Raw genomic sequence first — 16079 nt, 5'->3', positions numbered from 1 at the left:
GGCCCACCCCATGATGCAACGACGCCTCCTCCTCTCCGCCGTGGCGGCTGCGCCCGTGGCCCTGTCCGGCTGCGCCAGTCCGGGCATCGAAGGCTATGCCAGCGAGAAGCCCGTGCTGGACCTGGCCCGGTATTTCAACGGCAAGATCGACGCCTGGGGCATCTTCCAGGACCGCAGCGGCCAGATCGTCAAACGCTTCACCGTGGTCATGGATTGCCAGTGGCAGGGCAACGAGGGCGTGCTCGACGAGGCCTTCACCTATTCGGACGGCACCACCCAGCGCCGCATCTGGCGCCTGACCCAGCACGCCGACGGCCGTACCACCGGCACCGCCGACGACGTGGTGGGCACGGCCCACGGGCAGGCGCGGGGCAACGTCTTCCGCTGGAACTACACGCTGGCCCTGCCGGTGGATGGCACGGTCTACCACGTCGACCTGGACGACTGGATGGTTCTCATCGACGACCGCGTGATGCTCAACCGCGCCACCATGAGCAAGTTTGGCGTGCGCCTGGGCGAGATCACGCTGTCGTTCACCAGGCGCGCGCCATGAGCCTGAACCCACCGCTGCGCGACTGGCAGGGCCGCAGGGCCTGGGTGATCGGCGCGTCCAGCGGCATCGGGCGCGCCACGGCGTCGGCCCTGCATGCGCGCGGTGCGCAGGTCACGGTGTCGGCCCGCAGCGGCGATGCGCTCGATGCCTTTGCCGCCCAGCACCCCGGCAGCCTGGCCCTGCCCCTGGACATAGCGCAGCCCGAGCAGGTGCAGGCCGCCGCCGCACGGGTGCTGTCCGGGGGCGCGCCCGACCTGGTGTGCTACTGCGCCGGCACCTACCGCGACATGCGCGCCACCGACCTGGATCTGGCCGACATGCTGCGCCACGGGCAGATCAACTACAGCGGTGTGCTGCACGTGCTGGCGGCCGTGCTGCCCGCCATGCTGGCCGCGGCGCACGCGGGGCGCCCCGGGCATGTGAGCGTGGTCAGCAGCGTGGCGGGGTTCCGGGGGCTGCCCAGGAGCCTGGCCTACGGGCCGACCAAGGCTGCGCTCATCAACCTGGCCGAGTCGCTGTACCTGGATCTGCACGGCTTGGGGCTTGGCGTGAGCGTGATCAACCCCGGGTTCGTGGCCACGCCGCTCACGGCGCGCAACGACTTCACGATGCCCGCGCTGATCTCGCCCGAGGCGGCGGCGGCGGCCATCTTGCAGGGCTGGGAGCGGGGGCATTTCGACATCCACTTCCCCAAGCGCTTCACGCGGGTGATGAAACTGCTGCGAGTGTTGCCGTATCGGTGGTACTTTCCTGCGGTCCGCAAGTTCACGGGACTCTGAGCGCCATGCTGCAGCCACCTCGCACCACAACCTCCACCGAAGAAGCCGTCACCCGCGTGGTGGCCTTCTTCGAGACCCTGGTCCCAGCCGACGTGGCGGCACTGGGCCGCCTGTACGCGGCCGATGCGCGCTTCAAGGACCCGTTCAACGAAGTGCGGGGCCTGCCCGCCATCCAGGCCATCTTCGACCACATGTTCGATGCGCTGGAGCAGCCGCGTTTCGTGGTCACCGGCCGCGTGGTGCAGGGCCCGCAGTGTTTCCTGACCTGGGAGTTCCTGTTCGCCTTCAAGGGCTTTGACAAGGGCGTGACGCAGACCGTGCGCGGCGCCTCGCACCTGGTGTTCGATGACCAGGACCTGGTGGCGCTACACCGCGACTACTGGGACGCCGCCGAAGAACTGTACGAAAAGCTGCCGGTGGTGGGCGCGCTGATGCGCTGGCTCAAGAAACGCGCCAACAGTTGATTGTTGGCCGTTGACGCATTGATCACGCCAGCGTTTTGATGCGCGGGTGCCCCGGCAGCGGCACGGCGCGCTGCAGCACGCCCTCGGCGAGCCACAGGGCGCTGTTCCATGCCCGCTGCGCCACGTAGGGCAGCGGCAGCTGCTGATAATCGTCGTTGAAGACCTCGAAGCTGTAGTCGCCCTGGTAGCCCATGCCGTCGAGCGTGCGCACCAGCTCGGCCAGCGCCTGGCTGTGCACGCCCTCGCCCGGGAACACGCGGAAGTGCCGCGCCGTGTCGATGCGCTCCTGCACCGTGCGGGTCTCCTGCCACATGAAGTCCGAGAGCTGCACCAGATAGATCTTGGCGGGGTCCACGTCGGCCAGCGCCGTGAGCGGCGTGCTGGTGGCGAACTGGTGGTACGAGTCGATGGCCAGGCCGAGGTTGGGGCAATCCGCCTGCTCGACCGCCGCCCACGCCTGGTGCACCTCGTTGATGTGCCGTCCCCAGGAGAGGCCTTCGAAGGCCACGCGGATGCCGTGCGGCAGCGCCAGCAGGGCGAGCTTGCGCAGGTCGCGGGCAATCGCGTCGGCATCGGCGGTGGCATGCGACGAGGTGGAGCTGCAGGCCAGCAGCACCGGCGCGCCCAGGTCGCGCGCCATCAGGATCATCTGCTTGGCGATGTCCACCTTGTAGCTGTGCAGGTGGCCCGACAGGCCCTCGAAGTCGCGCAGCACCTGGAAGCCCGTCACGCGCAGGCCGCTGCTGCGCACGGCGTGCACGGCCGCCTCGATGCCCTGCGGATGGCCCACGATGTCGCGGGCCGCCAGCATGATCTGGCCGAAACCCGCCGCCTTGACGGCGGCCAGCTTGGCCTCCAGCGGGCCGGCCAGACTGATGGTGTCCATGCCGAAGTCGGCGACGTTGCGTTGCATGGTCGAAGTGCGCATCGAGGTCTCCGGGCGGTGGTCAGCGGGCGTCGAGAACCAGCTCGAAGCTGGGCGAGCCGGCATCGGCCCGCGTGAGCGCGCCGCGCGTGCCCGTGTGCACCCCCGTGGGGGATTCCACGAAGTCCACGCCCCGGGCGCGCAGCGCGTTCACCGTGGCCAGCACGTCCGGCGTGCCGAACGCCACGCGCTGCAGCAGCTCCTCGGGGTCGGCATCGAGCGCATCCACGAGCGGCTCGATCAGCTGCCAGTGCAGGGTGCCGCAGGGGCTGGCCAGGATGCGGCCATGCGTGAGCACGCCGAACGACTGGTCGGGCGCCAGCTCGGCGAAGCCGAACAGTTCGCCGTAGAAATGGATCCAGTCAGGCGCCCTGCCCAGGCCGATGTACTGCACCACACCGAACAGATGCAGGCCCTGCAGCGCGGGCGGGCGCGGATTCACGGTGGGGATGGGGATGAAATCCACCTCGTAGATCGAGAATTCCTTCCAGCGGTCCACGAAGTAGATGCGGCTCGCGCCCACGCCGTGGATGGCGGGAATGTTCAGCTCCATCACCTGGACCTCGGTGTGCACGGCCCAGGCGCCCAGCTCCAGCACGCGGCGGTAGGCGGCGGCTGCGTTGCCCACACGGAAGGCGATGGCGGCGAGCACGGGGGTTTCCGCCAGGGCCGACGGCGCGTGCGGCCCGGTGCGCTCTTCGTCCTGGTGCGCGTTCACGATGATGTTCATGTCGCCCTGCCGGTACAGCAGGACCTCGCGCGAGCGGTGGCGCGCCACCGGCTGGAAGCCCATGCGCTCCAGCGCCTGCCCCAGCGCCTGCGGGCGGCTGGTGGCGTATTCGATGAACTCCACCCCCTGCAGTCCCAGGGGGTTGGGCAGGTCTCCGAGCGCCTCGCGGGCGGCCATCATCGGGGTGCTCATGCGTTGGACTCCTTGCGTGTGGTTGCGGTGGTGTCAGCGCGGGCTGACGAGCCGGCGAAAGTGGGCGTCCATCCGGTCCGCGTCGGGCGCCACGCCGGTGAACAGTTCAAAGGCACCCACCGCTTGGCCCACGGCCATGCCGCCCCCGTCCGAGACGCGGCAGCCCAGTGCGCGCGCGGCCTGGACCAGGGCGGTGTCGAGCGGGAAGTACACGACCTCGGACACCCACAGCGCGGGGCGCAGCAGGCCCGTATCGAGGGGCAGGCCGGGCAGCTTGTCCATGCCCGTGGGCGTGGCGTGGATCAGCCCGGTGGCCCGCGCCATGGCCGCGTGGATCTCGCCGGCCTCGGCCCGGGGGCCATAGAGCGCATTCACGTCGGCGGCCAGTTGCGCGGCCCGTTCGGGCTGCGCATCGACGATGGTCAGGTGCCGTGCACCCAGGCGCAGCACGGCATGCGCGATGGCGGCGCCCGCACCGCCCGCGCCCAGCAGCACGACGCGGCCGAGGTCGGCGCCCGGCAGCGCACGGGTGAAGCCCCGGGCCCAGCCTGACCCGTCCGTGTTGTGCCCCACGAGCTTGCCATCGTGGACCACGACCGTGTTCACGGCCCCCATGGCTTGCGCTTCTTCCGACAGGCTGTCGAGGTAGGGGATCACGGCCTGCTTGCACGGGTAGGTCACGTTGCAGCCGGCATAGCCCATGATGCGTGCAGCCGACAGCAGCGTGGGCAGCTGTGCGGGAGAAGACGCCGAGCGGTCCAGGTCGATCAGCTGGTAGTGCAGGCGCATGCCGTGTTGCCGCGCCTCCTCTTCGTGCAGGGCGGGAGACAGCGACTTCTGGATGCCGGCACCGATCAGCCCGATCAGCACCTTGCGGGGGCTTGTGGAAGACATGGCGGATGCGGTGGATGACACCGGGGGATCAAGGAGCTGGGTGCTCATGGGCGGGTTGCGTGGAGGACGCGCTGGCGTGTGGGCGTTGGTGCCCGCACCGCAGCGCGGGGGTGGCTGCTGCGTTGCGATGGCCTACTTGCCGCCGCGCAGCTTGGCCAGCGTGGCATAGACCTCTTGCACGGTCTCGGCGCCCACCTTGTCGCTGTGCTTTTCCACCACGGGCTTGACCTTGGCGCGCAGCTTGTCGACTTCCGCCGGCGAGAACTCGGTGACCTGCATGCCGGCCTTCTTGAGCTCTTCGAGCGCCACGTCGGCCTGCGAGCGCGAGACGCTGCGCTGGAACGCGGTGGCCTCGGCCATGGCTTCGGTCACGGCCTTCTGGTCGGCGGGGTTCAGGCTGTCCCAGAACTTCTTGCTCACGATGACCGCCTGCGGGTTGTACATGTGGCGCGTGATGGTCAGGTGCTTTTGCACCTCGGCGAACTTGGACGACAGGATGGTGGAGAACGGGTTCTCCTGGCCGTCCACGGCCTTTTGCTCCATGGCCGTGTACAGCTCGGGGAACGGCATGGGCACGGCGTTGGCGCCCAGCGCGTTGAACATGTCGATGTAGATGGGCGACTGGATCACGCGGATCTTGAGGCCCGCGATGTCCTCGGCCTTGGTGATGGGGCGCTTGCTGTTGGTCAGGTTGCGAAAGCCCAGTTCCCAGTAGCCCAGGCCCACCAGGTTCTTGGCCGCGAGCTTGTCGAGCAGCTTCTTGCCGAAGGGGCCGTCGGTCACGGCATCGGCCTCCTGGGGTGAGGCGAACAGGAACGGGAAGTCGTAGATGCCGAATTCCTTGGCCTGCGCGGACAGGATGCCGGCGTTGAGCACCGTCATCTCCACGGTGCCGCCTTGCAGCGCCGAGACGGTCTGCAGGTCGCCGCCCAGCGTGCCGCCGGGAAAAAGCTTGACCGCGATGCGGCCGCTGGTCTTGGCCGCGACGAGGTCGGCGAATTTCTGCGCGCCCTGGGCCTGCGGGTGCTCCTTCTGGTTCTGGAACGCGAACTTGATGGTGCGTTCCTGGGCATGCGCACCGGGCAGCAGCGAAGCCGCGACGAGGGCGGTGGCGAGCAGGGTCTTCAAGAGTTTCATGGATGTCTCCTTGGGTTTTGGGCGGGGCAGAAACAGGAAGGAACGGAAGGCGGGAGGGGCACGGGAATCAGCCGCCGAGCCAGCGCAGGGGCACGGTGACGAGCGAGGGGAACGCGACCAGCAGGAACATCACCACGAACTGCGTCAGCATGAAGGGCATCACGCCGCGCGTGACCTGGCCCATGGAGATGCGCCCGACGCCCGCCACCACGTTGAGCACGGTGCCCACGGGCGGCGTGATGAGGCCGATGGAGTTGTTGATGATGAACAACACGCCGAAGTAGACGGGGTCGATGCCTGCGGCCTTGACCACCGGCATGAGCACGGGCGTCATGATGAGGATGGTGGGCGTCATGTCCATGGCCGTGCCGACCACCATGACCAGCACCATGATCGCCACCAGCAGCAGGGTGGGGTTGCCCATGAAGGGCTCGAGCATGCTGATGACCTTGGACGGCAGGTCGGCCACGGTGATCAGCCAGGCCGACACCATGGCGGCGGCCACCAGGAACATGATCACGGCGCTGGTTCGCGCGGCCGCCTGGAAGATGTCGACCAGCTGGCGCCACGAGAGCTCGCGGTACACCGCCATGGAGACGACGAGCGCATACATCGCGGCCACCACGGCGGCCTCTGTGGGCGTGAAGACACCCATGCGCAGGCCCACCAGGATGATGATGGGCAGGCCCAGCGCCCACGCGGCCTCGCGCAGCGCCACCTTCAGTTCGGCGCGGGTGGCGCGCGGTGGAGGCATGACGTTTTCACGGCGGCCGAGCCACCACCACGTGACCGCCAGCGAGACGGCCAGCAGCAGACCGGGGAAGATGCCCGCGAGGAACAGCTTGCTGATGGACACATTGGCCGCCACGCCAAAGATCACGAAGCCGATGGACGGCGGAATGATGGGGCCAATGACGCCCGCCGAGGCGATGAGCCCGGCCGAGCGCTCCTTGCTGTGGCCCGCGACCACCATCATGGGCAGCAGCAGCGAGGTCAGCGCGGCCGCGTCCGCCACCGCAGAACCCGACACCGCCGACAGGATCACCGCCGCCATGATGACCACATAGCCCAGCCCGCCAGGGATGTGGCCGACCAGGGCCAGCGCCAGCTTGACGATGCGCCTGGACAGGCCGCCCACGTTCATGATCTCGCCCGCGAGCATGAAGAAGGGCACGGCCAGCAGCGGAAAGCTGTCCGCGCCGTTGATGACGTTCTGCGCCAGGATCTGCGCGTCGAACAGATCGAGGTGCCACATCAGCGCCACGCCGCTGAGCAGCAGCGCGTAGGCGATGGGAATGCCGATGGCCATGGCCAGCAGCAGGGAGCCGAGGAAGATCGCGACGGTCATGGGAGGTGTTCCGGGCTGGTTGTCTGTCGTCAGGGCCTGTTCGCGCCCGGGGTGTCGGCGGCCGCTTGCGCGTCCCGCTGGATCTGCTCCAGCGCGGCGGCCTCCTCGCTCTCCTGCACCATGATCAGCTCATGGTCGGCCAGGGGGACGAACAGGGTGCGCAGCAGGTCGCGCAGCAGGATGGCGATGGCCGAGGCGCCCATGAGCACGCCGCTGGCGTAGAAGATGCCCACGGAGGCGCCGGTCACGGGGGCTTCGGTTTCCCAGTTGATGACCGTCTGCGACCAGCTGCCCGTGAGCAGCAGCCACGACACATAGAGCATGGCCACCTGCGCCACCAGGAGGCAGATCTTCTTGCCCAGCGTGGGCAGGCGCGAGACCAGGGCGTCCACGCCCAGGTGGCCATGTTCGCGCAGCGCCACCACGGCACCCATGAAGGTCAGCCACACGAACAGCCAGCGCGACAGCTCTTCGGAGATGGTGATGCCGGAGTTGAAGGTGTAGCGCAGCACCACATTGCCAAAAACGAGCACCACCATGATGGCCAGGCACAGGCCCGCCAATGCATCCAGCACGCGGGTGTATCCCCGCAGCACGCGGTCGGCCAGTGCGAACATGGTGTCTCCAGTCGTTGTGGTTGAAAGGCTGGAAGAATTTTGTACGAACTGGTTAGTATTTGATCTAGGTGCAAACCCTGAACGCCGTTTTGCCGTAGCGGCCGCAGCCGCGTGGGGACGCAATGCTCCCCGGCGCGGTGCTGCATCGCGCTGCGGCGTGTTCAGAGGGAGAGGGCGTGGTGGCGCGCGCCGGCGCCGGTGGTTCAGGGGCGCAGGAAGCGCACGATCATCTCGATGATCGATTCCCGGCGTTGCGCCGTGGCGGCCGGGGTGTCGAGCGAGCGCTTGAAGATCGCGCCGAACGTATGGCGGTTGGCCACGTTGAAGAAGCACAGCGCCGAGATCGACATGTGCAGGTCCACCGGGTCCACGTCGGGGCGGAAGACGCCGGCAGCCACGCCGCGCTGGTACACGTTGTGCACCGCGTGGATGACGGGAATGTTGAGTTCCTGGATGGTCGTGGAGCGGCTGATGAACTCGCCCCGGTGCATGTTTTCATTCATCACCAGGCGGATGAAATCGGGGTTGGCGAGCTGGTAGTCCACCGTGAACCCGACCAGCGTGCGCAGCGCCTGCTCGGGCGCCAGGTCTTCCAGGTGCAGTTCCGATTCGATGCGGCGGATGCGCCGGTAGGCATCCTCCAGCACAGCGACATACAAGCCTTCCTTGCTACCGAAGTAGTAGTAGATCATGCGCTTGCTGGTGCTGGTCAGCGCCGCGATCTCATCGATGCGCGCCCCCGCCAGGCCCTTGTCGGCAAACTCCGCCGTGGCCACCTGCAGGATGTTGGCCATGGTGCGGTCGGGGTCGTTGACGCGCACCCGGTCCGCGCCCGGCGTGGCGGCGGCGTCGCGCGCCGCGCGTTGCCGGCTGGCGCGCGCGCCAAGGGCCTTGGGGATGTTTTGAACCATTTCGTTCATAAGCTGCGTAGCATACGGCATGCCCGCCACGCCGTGCCGTGCCGCAAGCCCGTGCGCGGCGTCCGGCCGTGCGGCCCCGCGCCGCTGGCGGGCGGCTCAGCTGGGCCTGGTGTCCGCGAAGCTCGGGCGCAGCATCAGCTTGTCCAGCAGCTTGCCCAGGTTGGGGTATTCATTGCGCCAGGCGATCTCCGGAAAGCGGAATTCCAGCCAGCCCAGCGCACAGCCCACGGCGATGTCGGACAGGCTCAGGTGGATGCCGCTGCAAAACGGCTTGTCGCCCAGGCCCTGGCTCATGGACTTGAGGCTGTCGTGCACCTTGCGCAGCTGGCGGTCGATCCAGGCCTGGCTGCGTTCGCTGTCCTTGCGGTGGGCCCAGGTGGCTTCCAGCCGCGCGAGGATGGCGGCGTCCACCACGCCATCGGCCAGGGCTTCCCAGGTCTTGACCTCGGCGCGTTCGCGGCCCTGGGTGGGGATGAGCTTGCCCACCGGGGACAGTGTGTCCAGGTATTCCACGATCACGCGCGAATCAAACACGGCTTCGCCGCCCTCCATCACCAGGCAGGGCACCTTGCCCAGCGGGTTGGAGGTGGAGATATGGGTGTCGTCCGCCCAGACGTTTTCCTGTACGAACTGGTAGTCGAGCTTTTTTTCAGCCATCACGATCCGCACCTTGCGGACGTAGGGACTGGCAGAGGCTCCGATCAATTTCATGGTTTGTCTTCCAGTGCGCGGGTAAGCAGAACAATTCGAGTTTGATTCTATCGGCAGCGGCCTGCGCGGGGCTGACTGATGCGCGGCGCCTACAATTGCGCGCCATGAGCCTGTCCACCATCACCGCCCTGTCGCCGCTTGACGGCCGTTACGCCAGCAAACTTGCCGCCCTGCGCCCGATCATGAGCGAACATGGCTACATGCACCGCCGCGTGCAGGTGGAAGTGGCCTGGTTCATTGCCCTCTCGGACGCTGGTTTTGCCGAATTCAAGCCTCTCACGACCGGCGCCCGCGCCTACCTGCTGGGCCTCATCAAGAACTTCTCCGAGGCTGACGCCGCGGCCATCAAGGAGATCGAAAAAACAACAAACCACGACGTGAAGGCCGTGGAGTACTGGATCAAGAGCAAGTTCGAAGCGCGCCCCGAGCTGGAAAAAGCCTCGGAGTTCGTCCACTTTGCCTGCACCAGCGAAGACATCAACAACACCAGCCACGCGCTGCAACTGCGCTCGGGCCGCGACCAGGTCGTGCTGCCGGGCCTGGACCGCATCGTGCTCAAGCTGCGCGAAATGGCGCACGCCTACGCCGACGTGCCCATGCTCAGCCGCACCCACGGCCAGACCGCCAGCCCGACCACCGTGGGCAAGGAGATGGCCAACGTGGTCATGCGCCTGCAGACGGCGTGCGAGCGCGTGGCCGCCGTCAAGATCATGGGCAAGATGAACGGCGCCGTGGGCAACTACAACGCCCACCTGTCCGCCTGGCCCGATTTCGACTGGGAAGCCTTCAGCAAGAAGGTCATCGAAACCCCCGAGCCGCTGGGCCTGGGCCTGACCTTCCAGCCCTACAGCATCCAGATCGAGCCGCACGACTACATGGCCGAGCTGTTCGACGCGGTGGCCCGCGCCAACACCATCCTCATCGACCTGTCGCGCGACATCTGGGGCTATGTGAGCCTGGGCTACTTCAAGCAGCGCCTGAAGGCTGGCGAGATCGGTTCCAGCACCATGCCGCACAAGGTCAACCCCATCGACTTTGAAAACGCCGAGGGCAACCTGGGCCTGGCCAATGCGCTGCTCAAGCACCTGTCTGAAAAGCTGCCGATCAGCCGCTGGCAGCGTGACCTGACCGACAGCACCGTGCTGCGCAACATGGGCGTGGCGCTGGGGTACGCGGCGCTGGCCTATGCCTCGCTGTTGACCGGCCTGAACAAGCTGGAGCTGAATGAAGAAGCGCTGGCCGAAGACCTGGACGCTTCGTGGGAAGTGCTGGCCGAGCCCATCCAGACGGTGATGCGCCGCTTTGGTGTGCAGGGTGCTTACGAAAAGCTCAAGGAAGTGACGCGCGGCAAGACCGTGACGGCCGAGGCGCTGCACGGGCTGATCCATTCGCTGGAAATCCCCCAGGCCGAAAAGGACCGGCTGCTGGCGATGACGCCGGGCAGCTACGTCGGCAAAGCGGCCGAGCTGGCTCGCCGGGTCTGACCTCAGGTTTTTCAGCCTTTTTGGCCTCTGGCGCTTGCCTGTCAAGCGCTGGCAGCTATCTATTTAGTAGTGAGGCTGCATGGCCATCAAATCCACCATCTTCAAGGCGAATCTCCAGATCGCCGACATCGACCACGGCTACTACGCCGACCATGCGCTCACGCTCGCCCGCCATCCCAGCGAGACGGACGAGCGCATGATGGTCCGCTTGGCCGCCCTGGCCATTGCCGCGCACCAGCTCAACGACCTGTGCAATGGCGACGCCACGCTGGCGTTTGGCGCGGGCCTGTCGGACCCCGATGACCCGGATGCGTCGCTGACCGACTTCACGGGCCGCAAGCGCGTCTGGATCGAGGTGGGCCAGCCGGAAGACAAGCCGCTCACCAAGGCCTGCAGCAAGGCCGATTCCGTGATCGTCTACTGCTTCAACCACGCCGCGGAAATCTGGTGGAAGGGCATCGAGACCAAGCTGTCGCGGCTGGAAAAGCTGCAGGTGTGGCGCATTCCCACCGAGGCCTCCCAGGCGCTCGCCCAGCTGGCCGAGCGCAGCATGCAGCTGCAGGCCACGGTGCAGGAGGGCGCGATCACCCTGAGCAGCACCCGGGGCAGCGTGCATGTGGAGCCCGTGCGCTGGAAGTGACGGAAATACTGGTAAAAATGGCCTCTGGCGCTTAATAAATAAGCGCTAGCAGCTATTAATTTAGTAGTCGCTGATTCAATCCCGTGGCATGAGCGTGCCACATCGCCAGCACTGCTCGAACCCGCCTTCGACCGTCTCCCCACACTGGCATGCCCAGCGGCGCTGCGGCAAATCTTGAAGTTCCTGCAGCAGGGCGCGCGCGCGGGCAGCGTGTTCGTCGTAGTCCAGCCAGATTTCGGGCAGGCACTGGTCAGGCGGCAGGTGCCCCGCTGCGGCGCCCAGATACTGGCGCTGCACGGACGCCGTCATGCCCGCCTCGCACAACAAGTCCGCCCACAGCGTGGCGATGGCGATGTTCGGGGCTTGGGTGAGGCGCAGCATGGGACCACCATAGCGGTTTGAACGCCTGGCGTACAGTCCCCGCGGTGCGCGGGCCCCAGCCGCTAAGGTGCCTCGGCCGGTGTCCGGGATGCGCCTTCGGCGGCACGCTCCGCATAGCGGTTGAACCGCCACGCGGAATGCTCCAGCGTGATGCGCCGCCACACCGTGCGTTTCTCGACAGGTGTCATCGCCGGCCAGAACTGCACCTCGTCAAAAGTCCGTCCGCAGCCCTTGCACAGGTCATCGCCCTGGCTGGTGGAGCAGATGGCGATACAGGGCGTGTCGGGGGTCGTGTCATACCAGGCCTGCCAGGCGGCCAGCGCATCGAGGGGGAAGCTGTCCTCGTCCACGGCATCCTCGCGCCGGTACACCATCAGCGCATACACCTCCCCCAGGGCGCGGATCTGCGGCGCCAGGGTGACTCCATCGGGCGACGGCGCGCGGCCGCGCCAGTGGTTGATGGCGGCTTCGATGTCGGTGATGTGAATGGCGGCCATGGGCGATTGCGCGAAGGGGGCTGGATCATAGCCGCGCGGGCAAGGCAATCCTGGCAAAGGTGTTATGCCCCGGTCACCCCGCCATCGCGTCGCATACGCAATAACCACAATCGCGCCGCACTTGCGCGTCCGTGCTGGCGATGTTCCAATCGACGCTTCGAAGGGGAGTAGCTCCCGACTTGCATTCCGGCACGGCCAGGCGCTGGCGATTGGGAAGCGAGGCATCGGAACCGTCGTCAATACGAAGCGAAACATCGCTTCCGGCGGTCCGGGTTCAGCGCACCACCAGGGCGCCGGACTGAGCAAGACCTTTGATGGGCCCGCCAGGGCTGATCAAGGCCGCCCTTCGCATTCACGCCCCAGCCCCGGGGCCGTCCTGATCCTCCTGCCGCAGGCCCTCTATCCCTTGGGCGGACTCGGCGCTACAGTGGCGGCGAGACCCTCCTTCGCGCACATTGATACTGAGGACTTTATGGACTTTTTGGCTTCGCCCGAATTCTGGCTCGCACTCGGCCAGATCATCATCATCGACATCCTGCTGGGCGGCGACAACGCGGTGGTCATCGCGCTGGCCTGCCGCAAGCTGCCTCCCGCACAGCGGACCAAGGGCATCATCTGGGGCACAGCCGGCGCCATCGTGCTGCGCGTGATCCTGATCGCCTTCGCGATGACCTTGCTGGCGCTGCCGTTCCTCAAGTTCGTGGGCGCGCTGCTGCTGGTGTGGATCGGCGTCAAGCTGCTGGCCCCCGATGAAGAAGGCCACGGCGACGTGCAGGGCAGCGACAAGCTGCTGGCCGCCATCAAGACCATCATCGTCGCCGACCTCGTGATGAGCGTGGACAACGTGATCGCCATCGCGGGCGCGGCACAGAATGCGGGCGACCACTCGTTCCTGCTGGTGGTGCTGGGCCTGCTGATCTCCATCCCGATCATCGTCTGGGGCAGCCAGCTGGTCATCAAGCTCATGGAGCGCTTCCCCATGATCATCACGCTCGGCGGCATGCTGCTGGGCTGGATCGCTGGCGGCATGCTGGTGACGGACCCCGCCTTCTCCAACCCCGACAAATGGCAATGGATGCTGAAGCTGCCGCAGACGGATGTGATCAAGTACGGCGCCAGCGTGGCCGGTGCCCTGCTCGTCTTGCTGGCGGGCAAGATCATCCTTGCACGCCGTGCGGCCGCGGCACCTGCCGAGCAGCAGGGCTGAGGAATAGAGGCAACAATCTGAACCGGCCAGGAGAAAAAGGGGGGGCGTTCAGCCCCCCTTTTGTTCTTGGCACCAACAGGAGAGGCGGTATGGACAGAGTCATCGTGTATGTGGACGACGCGGCATATGCGCAGCAGGTGCTGGCACCCTTGTTCGCCCGTGACGCGGCTGCCCAGACGCAGTGGGTGCTGGTGGCATGCGCGCCGCGAATGACCCACCGCATCAGCAAATGGGTGAGCCACAGCGCGCGGGAGAACTGGCGGCTCAAGTGGGCAGACAAGCTGTTCGCCCAGATTCTTCCCGTGCTGCGGGTGCCTGCGGGCAGGGTGACCACGGTGCTGGCCAAGGGGCCGCTGGCCGAACTCACGGACCAGCTCCAGGCTGCGGGGGCGTCTGTCGCCCAGGTGGTGGATGCCCGCCGGCCGAAGACCGACATGCCCCAGGAGCCCGCCCGTCCCGACAACAACAAGCGCTGGTCGCCGCTGCCCGGAACGCTGGGCAGCCTGCTCACGGGCTTCGGGGCGTTGTGGGTGCTTGCACTCGAGTAGACCGGCGGCGGGCCTGCATGGGCGCCTTCTTCCCGGCGTCGGGGGGCGAGGGGCCTGCTTCGCGCATTTCCTTTTCGCGCAGGGCCGGTGCTATTCTCCGGCCATGAAACTCCTTCTGAAATGGCTGCTCAGCGCCGCGTCGCTGCTGTTCGTGGCCTATGTCTACAGCGGCGTGGAAGTGCAAAGCTTCACGTCCGCGTTGATCGCGGCCTTTGTGATTGGCCTGTTCAACGTGGTGTTGCGGCCGGTGCTGGTGGTGCTGACACTGCCGGTCACGATCGTCACCGTGGGCCTCTTTCTCTTCGTCATCAATGCGCTGATGTTCTGGGCGGCGGCCAGCGTGCTGGACGGTTTTCACGTCAATGGCTTCGGCGCCGCGTTGCTGGGATCGCTGATCTACTCCCTGCTCGGCGTGGTGATCGAATCAGCGCTCGGCGGCCTGTTCACGAAGAAGTGACTCCACGGCCCGCAGCCGCGTGTCGATGATGGATGCCTCGATGTGGTCCACCTGCGGCCCGCCACGCCGTGCGAGATCCTGGCCTGCCTTGAAACGGTCCACCGCCGCCGCGTAGTCATAGCGCGCGGCGTGCGCCTCCGCTTCCGCACGCACGGCCCGCAGCGGCTGGCCTTGGGCCTGCCAGGTCGATGCCAGGAGCTGCCACGCCGTGGCGTCCCTGGGGTTTGTGGCAACCCAGCTTTGCAGCGGCCCGCTGCCCTCGGCCGCACGCCCGGCACGCAGGAGGGCCTGTGAACGCAGAACCAGTTCAGGGCGGCGGTTGCCGCCGCCGCCCACATCGCTGGAAAGCATGTTCACAGCGGCGCCTGCCTCGCCAGCCGCCAGTTCAATTTCGGCCTCCAGCAGCCTTGCCAACCGGTGGGCCGGGGCGTCGTTGCGAACTAGATCTTCCAGTTTTTTTGCGGTCGCGCGCGCGCCTGTGGCATCCCGCAGTTGGCTGCTGCCCAGGGCTGCCGCGTACAGCACGGCGGCGCGCCGGGTGGCGGGCTGGGAGGTAAACCCCGTGCCCTGGGGCTCGGCGATCCACTGGCGCAGGGTGTCGACCCCCGGATTGGACAGCACCCTGGCACGCGCCGCGACCATCGCGTGTTCCAGCGTGGAAGGCGCTGCCGCCGTGGTGGTGGCACCCGGGGGAATGCGCGAGTGCATGTCCGCCATGCGCTCGGTGGTCAGCGGGTGGCTGCGCAAGTAGGGCCAGGAGCCGTTGTCGTTGAGACGGTTGGCCTGCTGGAGCTTGTCGAACATGCTCACGAATCCTTGCGGCGCGAACCCCGCGGGCGCCATCAGGCCGTAGCCGATGCGGTCTGCCTCCCGCTCCATGTCGCGCGAGAAATTGAGCTGGTTCTGCATCGCCAGCGCCTGGCCACCCACCACCAGCGCCTGTGTGGCACCCGGGTTCTTGCTGGCCGCCAGGGCACCCAGAATCATCGCGCCCAGCAGCAGGGGCGTCTGTTTGCTTTGCTGGGTGACCAGGCGGGAGATATGGCGCTGGGTGACATGGCTGAGTTCATGGGCCAGCACAGAGGCCAGCTCGTCGCGGCTGGTCACGACGCCGACGAGCCCCAGGTGCAGGCCCAGATAGCCCCCAGGCAGCGCGAAGGCATTGACGGTGCGGTCCCGGCCCAGAAGGATTTCCCAGGCAAAGCGCTCATCCAGCTCGGAAGAAAGCTCCCCGCGTGCCTTGGCTGCAGCCATCAGCGGGCGCCATATGCCTTGTACATAGTCCGCGATCACAGGATCGTCGATGTAGTCGGGATCCCGGTAGAGTTCGCGGATGATGCGGTCACCCAGGCGGCGCTCGGCGCTGGTGGTGAGGTCGCTGGAGTCGCCGAGGGTGGGCAGGCTGGGCTGGGCACTGGCTGATGAGGCGGCACAGGTGAATATCGTGACCAACAAGGAAACCGAAATTGCGAATTCGGTGAATACCACAAGCGTTTTCCGCCCGATGCTAAGGGCTGCAAGGGAGCGGACGGGCCAAGGCTGGGCAGAAGAGGGTTTGCGATTCCGCATGCACGTATGATGCCTTGTCCACCGAA

General features: G+C 66.9%; 19 protein-coding genes. 8 read left to right on the top strand and 11 right to left on the bottom strand.

Going from position 1 to position 16079, the window contains the following annotated elements:
* Window positions 1–10: 10 nt before the first annotated feature.
* Genes ACAM51_RS12800 through ACAM51_RS12790 form a run of 3 tightly spaced genes read left to right on the top strand, consistent with a single transcriptional unit; the run spans window position 11 to window position 1796 of the window.
* On the top strand, window positions 11–553 hold the full coding sequence (locus ACAM51_RS12800; protein WP_218297143.1) for a DUF3833 domain-containing protein: 543 nt from the start codon (window positions 11–13) through the stop codon (window positions 551–553).
* Window positions 550–1332, top strand: a complete 783-nt coding sequence (locus tag ACAM51_RS12795) for an SDR family NAD(P)-dependent oxidoreductase (protein WP_369643724.1) — start codon at window positions 550–552, stop codon at window positions 1330–1332. The genes ACAM51_RS12800 and ACAM51_RS12795 overlap by 4 nt, the downstream gene beginning before the upstream one ends.
* Window positions 1333–1337: 5 nt before the next feature.
* Complete coding sequence (locus ACAM51_RS12790; protein WP_369643723.1) at window positions 1338–1796, top strand: nuclear transport factor 2 family protein; 459 nt, start codon at window positions 1338–1340, stop codon at window positions 1794–1796.
* A gap of 22 nt (window positions 1797–1818) precedes the next feature.
* Here the strand turns inward: ACAM51_RS12790 and ACAM51_RS12785 are convergent, their stop codons facing one another.
* The 8 genes from ACAM51_RS12785 to ACAM51_RS12750 all read right to left on the bottom strand — a co-directional run bounded on the left by ACAM51_RS12785 (window position 1819) and on the right by ACAM51_RS12750 (window position 9270).
* Window positions 1819–2724 carry a sugar phosphate isomerase/epimerase family protein gene (locus ACAM51_RS12785; protein WP_369643722.1) on the bottom strand — a complete coding sequence of 302 codons (906 nt, stop codon included), beginning with the start codon at window positions 2722–2724 and terminating at the stop codon, window positions 1819–1821.
* 19 nt (window positions 2725–2743) lie between these two features.
* Window positions 2744–3643, bottom strand: a complete 900-nt coding sequence (locus tag ACAM51_RS12780) for a VOC family protein (protein ID WP_218297147.1) — start codon at window positions 3641–3643, stop codon at window positions 2744–2746.
* A 33-nt stretch (window positions 3644–3676) separates the two neighbouring features.
* Window positions 3677–4537 (bottom strand): shikimate dehydrogenase, encoded by an 861-nt coding sequence (locus ACAM51_RS12775; RefSeq protein ID WP_369643721.1) that lies wholly within the window; start codon window positions 4535–4537, stop codon window positions 3677–3679.
* A gap of 132 nt (window positions 4538–4669) precedes the next feature.
* On the bottom strand, window positions 4670–5674 hold the full coding sequence (locus ACAM51_RS12770; protein ID WP_218297149.1) for a TRAP transporter substrate-binding protein: 1005 nt from the start codon (window positions 5672–5674) through the stop codon (window positions 4670–4672).
* A gap of 67 nt (window positions 5675–5741) precedes the next feature.
* Complete coding sequence (locus tag ACAM51_RS12765; RefSeq protein WP_369643720.1) at window positions 5742–7022, bottom strand: TRAP transporter large permease; 1281 nt, start codon at window positions 7020–7022, stop codon at window positions 5742–5744.
* A 29-nt stretch (window positions 7023–7051) separates the two neighbouring features.
* Window positions 7052–7639, bottom strand: coding sequence for a TRAP transporter small permease (locus tag ACAM51_RS12760; RefSeq protein WP_218297151.1), 588 nt, complete (start codon window positions 7637–7639; stop codon window positions 7052–7054).
* A gap of 203 nt (window positions 7640–7842) precedes the next feature.
* The gene (locus tag ACAM51_RS12755; RefSeq protein ID WP_218297152.1) at window positions 7843–8559 is read right to left on the bottom strand and encodes a TetR/AcrR family transcriptional regulator; all 717 of its coding nucleotides are present in this window, start codon (window positions 8557–8559) and stop codon (window positions 7843–7845) included.
* A gap of 96 nt (window positions 8560–8655) precedes the next feature.
* Complete coding sequence (locus tag ACAM51_RS12750; protein ID WP_218339443.1) at window positions 8656–9270, bottom strand: glutathione S-transferase N-terminal domain-containing protein; 615 nt, start codon at window positions 9268–9270, stop codon at window positions 8656–8658.
* A 104-nt stretch (window positions 9271–9374) separates the two neighbouring features.
* Between ACAM51_RS12750 and purB the strand changes: the two genes are divergently transcribed.
* Both purB and ACAM51_RS12740 read left to right on the top strand, forming a co-directional pair.
* Window positions 9375–10754, top strand: a complete 1380-nt coding sequence (gene purB, locus ACAM51_RS12745) for an adenylosuccinate lyase (protein WP_057271328.1) — start codon at window positions 9375–9377, stop codon at window positions 10752–10754.
* Between the two features lie 79 nt (window positions 10755–10833).
* Entirely contained in the window at window positions 10834–11394 is a 561-nt protein-coding gene (locus ACAM51_RS12740) for a YaeQ family protein (protein ID WP_369643719.1), read from the top strand.
* 75 nt (window positions 11395–11469) lie between these two features.
* On the opposite strand, the gene ACAM51_RS12735 is transcribed toward ACAM51_RS12740, so the two are convergent.
* Window positions 11470–11775, bottom strand: a complete 306-nt coding sequence (locus ACAM51_RS12735) for a DUF2007 domain-containing protein (protein ID WP_369643718.1) — start codon at window positions 11773–11775, stop codon at window positions 11470–11472.
* Between the two features lie 62 nt (window positions 11776–11837).
* The gene (locus ACAM51_RS12730) at window positions 11838–12272 is read right to left on the bottom strand and encodes a DUF3717 domain-containing protein (protein WP_218297155.1); all 435 of its coding nucleotides are present in this window, start codon (window positions 12270–12272) and stop codon (window positions 11838–11840) included.
* 472 nt (window positions 12273–12744) lie between these two features.
* On the opposite strand from ACAM51_RS12730, the gene ACAM51_RS12725 reads away from it, so the two are divergent.
* The 3 genes from ACAM51_RS12725 to ACAM51_RS12715 all read left to right on the top strand — a co-directional run bounded on the left by ACAM51_RS12725 (window position 12745) and on the right by ACAM51_RS12715 (window position 14484).
* A complete protein-coding gene (locus tag ACAM51_RS12725) occupies window positions 12745–13479 on the top strand; it encodes a TerC family protein (protein ID WP_218297156.1) in 735 nt (244 codons plus the stop codon).
* Window positions 13480–13568: 89 nt separating this feature from the next.
* Window positions 13569–14027 (top strand): hypothetical protein, encoded by a 459-nt coding sequence (locus ACAM51_RS12720; RefSeq protein ID WP_218339445.1) that lies wholly within the window; start codon window positions 13569–13571, stop codon window positions 14025–14027.
* A 103-nt stretch (window positions 14028–14130) separates the two neighbouring features.
* Window positions 14131–14484 (top strand): phage holin family protein, encoded by a 354-nt coding sequence (locus ACAM51_RS12715; RefSeq protein ID WP_218297158.1) that lies wholly within the window; start codon window positions 14131–14133, stop codon window positions 14482–14484.
* Here ACAM51_RS12715 and ACAM51_RS12710 read toward each other — a convergent pair.
* Complete coding sequence (locus ACAM51_RS12710) at window positions 14452–16053, bottom strand: M48 family metalloprotease (protein WP_369643717.1); 1602 nt, start codon at window positions 16051–16053, stop codon at window positions 14452–14454. The genes ACAM51_RS12715 and ACAM51_RS12710 overlap by 33 nt on opposite strands.
* Between the last annotated feature and the right edge of the window lie 26 nt (window positions 16054–16079).

The sequence above is a fragment of the Acidovorax sp. A79 genome (assembly GCF_041154505.1).
GTDB lineage: Bacteria > Pseudomonadota > Gammaproteobacteria > Burkholderiales > Burkholderiaceae_C > Acidovorax.
Note: the sequence above shows the minus strand (reverse complement) of the source record. Positions and strands in the feature narration are given on the sequence as shown.

Excerpts from the sequence above, each read along its gene's own strand:
- ACAM51_RS12800 (WP_218297143.1), top strand. The coding sequence starts at position 11 with ATGATGCAACGACGCCTCCTCCTCTCCGCCGTGGCGGCTGCGCCCGTG.
- ACAM51_RS12750 (WP_218339443.1), bottom strand. The coding sequence starts at position 9,270 with ATGAAATTGATCGGAGCCTCTGCCAGTCCCTACGTCCGCAAGGTGCGG.
- ACAM51_RS12720 (WP_218339445.1), top strand. The coding sequence starts at position 13,569 with ATGGACAGAGTCATCGTGTATGTGGACGACGCGGCATATGCGCAGCAG.
- purB (WP_057271328.1), top strand. The coding sequence starts at position 9,375 with ATGAGCCTGTCCACCATCACCGCCCTGTCGCCGCTTGACGGCCGTTAC.
- ACAM51_RS12770 (WP_218297149.1), bottom strand. The coding sequence starts at position 5,674 with ATGAAACTCTTGAAGACCCTGCTCGCCACCGCCCTCGTCGCGGCTTCG.
- ACAM51_RS12710 (WP_369643717.1), bottom strand. The coding sequence starts at position 16,053 with ATGCGGAATCGCAAACCCTCTTCTGCCCAGCCTTGGCCCGTCCGCTCC.
- ACAM51_RS12760 (WP_218297151.1), bottom strand. The coding sequence starts at position 7,639 with ATGTTCGCACTGGCCGACCGCGTGCTGCGGGGATACACCCGCGTGCTG.
- ACAM51_RS12775 (WP_369643721.1), bottom strand. The coding sequence starts at position 4,537 with ATGTCTTCCACAAGCCCCCGCAAGGTGCTGATCGGGCTGATCGGTGCC.
- ACAM51_RS12780 (WP_218297147.1), bottom strand. The coding sequence starts at position 3,643 with ATGAGCACCCCGATGATGGCCGCCCGCGAGGCGCTCGGAGACCTGCCC.
- ACAM51_RS12715 (WP_218297158.1), top strand. The coding sequence starts at position 14,131 with ATGAAACTCCTTCTGAAATGGCTGCTCAGCGCCGCGTCGCTGCTGTTC.
- ACAM51_RS12755 (WP_218297152.1), bottom strand. The coding sequence starts at position 8,559 with ATGAACGAAATGGTTCAAAACATCCCCAAGGCCCTTGGCGCGCGCGCC.
- ACAM51_RS12785 (WP_369643722.1), bottom strand. The coding sequence starts at position 2,724 with ATGCGCACTTCGACCATGCAACGCAACGTCGCCGACTTCGGCATGGAC.
- ACAM51_RS12735 (WP_369643718.1), bottom strand. The coding sequence starts at position 11,775 with ATGCTGCGCCTCACCCAAGCCCCGAACATCGCCATCGCCACGCTGTGG.
- ACAM51_RS12725 (WP_218297156.1), top strand. The coding sequence starts at position 12,745 with ATGGACTTTTTGGCTTCGCCCGAATTCTGGCTCGCACTCGGCCAGATC.
- ACAM51_RS12765 (WP_369643720.1), bottom strand. The coding sequence starts at position 7,022 with ATGACCGTCGCGATCTTCCTCGGCTCCCTGCTGCTGGCCATGGCCATC.
- ACAM51_RS12740 (WP_369643719.1), top strand. The coding sequence starts at position 10,834 with ATGGCCATCAAATCCACCATCTTCAAGGCGAATCTCCAGATCGCCGAC.
- ACAM51_RS12795 (WP_369643724.1), top strand. The coding sequence starts at position 550 with ATGAGCCTGAACCCACCGCTGCGCGACTGGCAGGGCCGCAGGGCCTGG.
- ACAM51_RS12730 (WP_218297155.1), bottom strand. The coding sequence starts at position 12,272 with ATGGCCGCCATTCACATCACCGACATCGAAGCCGCCATCAACCACTGG.
- ACAM51_RS12790 (WP_369643723.1), top strand. The coding sequence starts at position 1,338 with ATGCTGCAGCCACCTCGCACCACAACCTCCACCGAAGAAGCCGTCACC.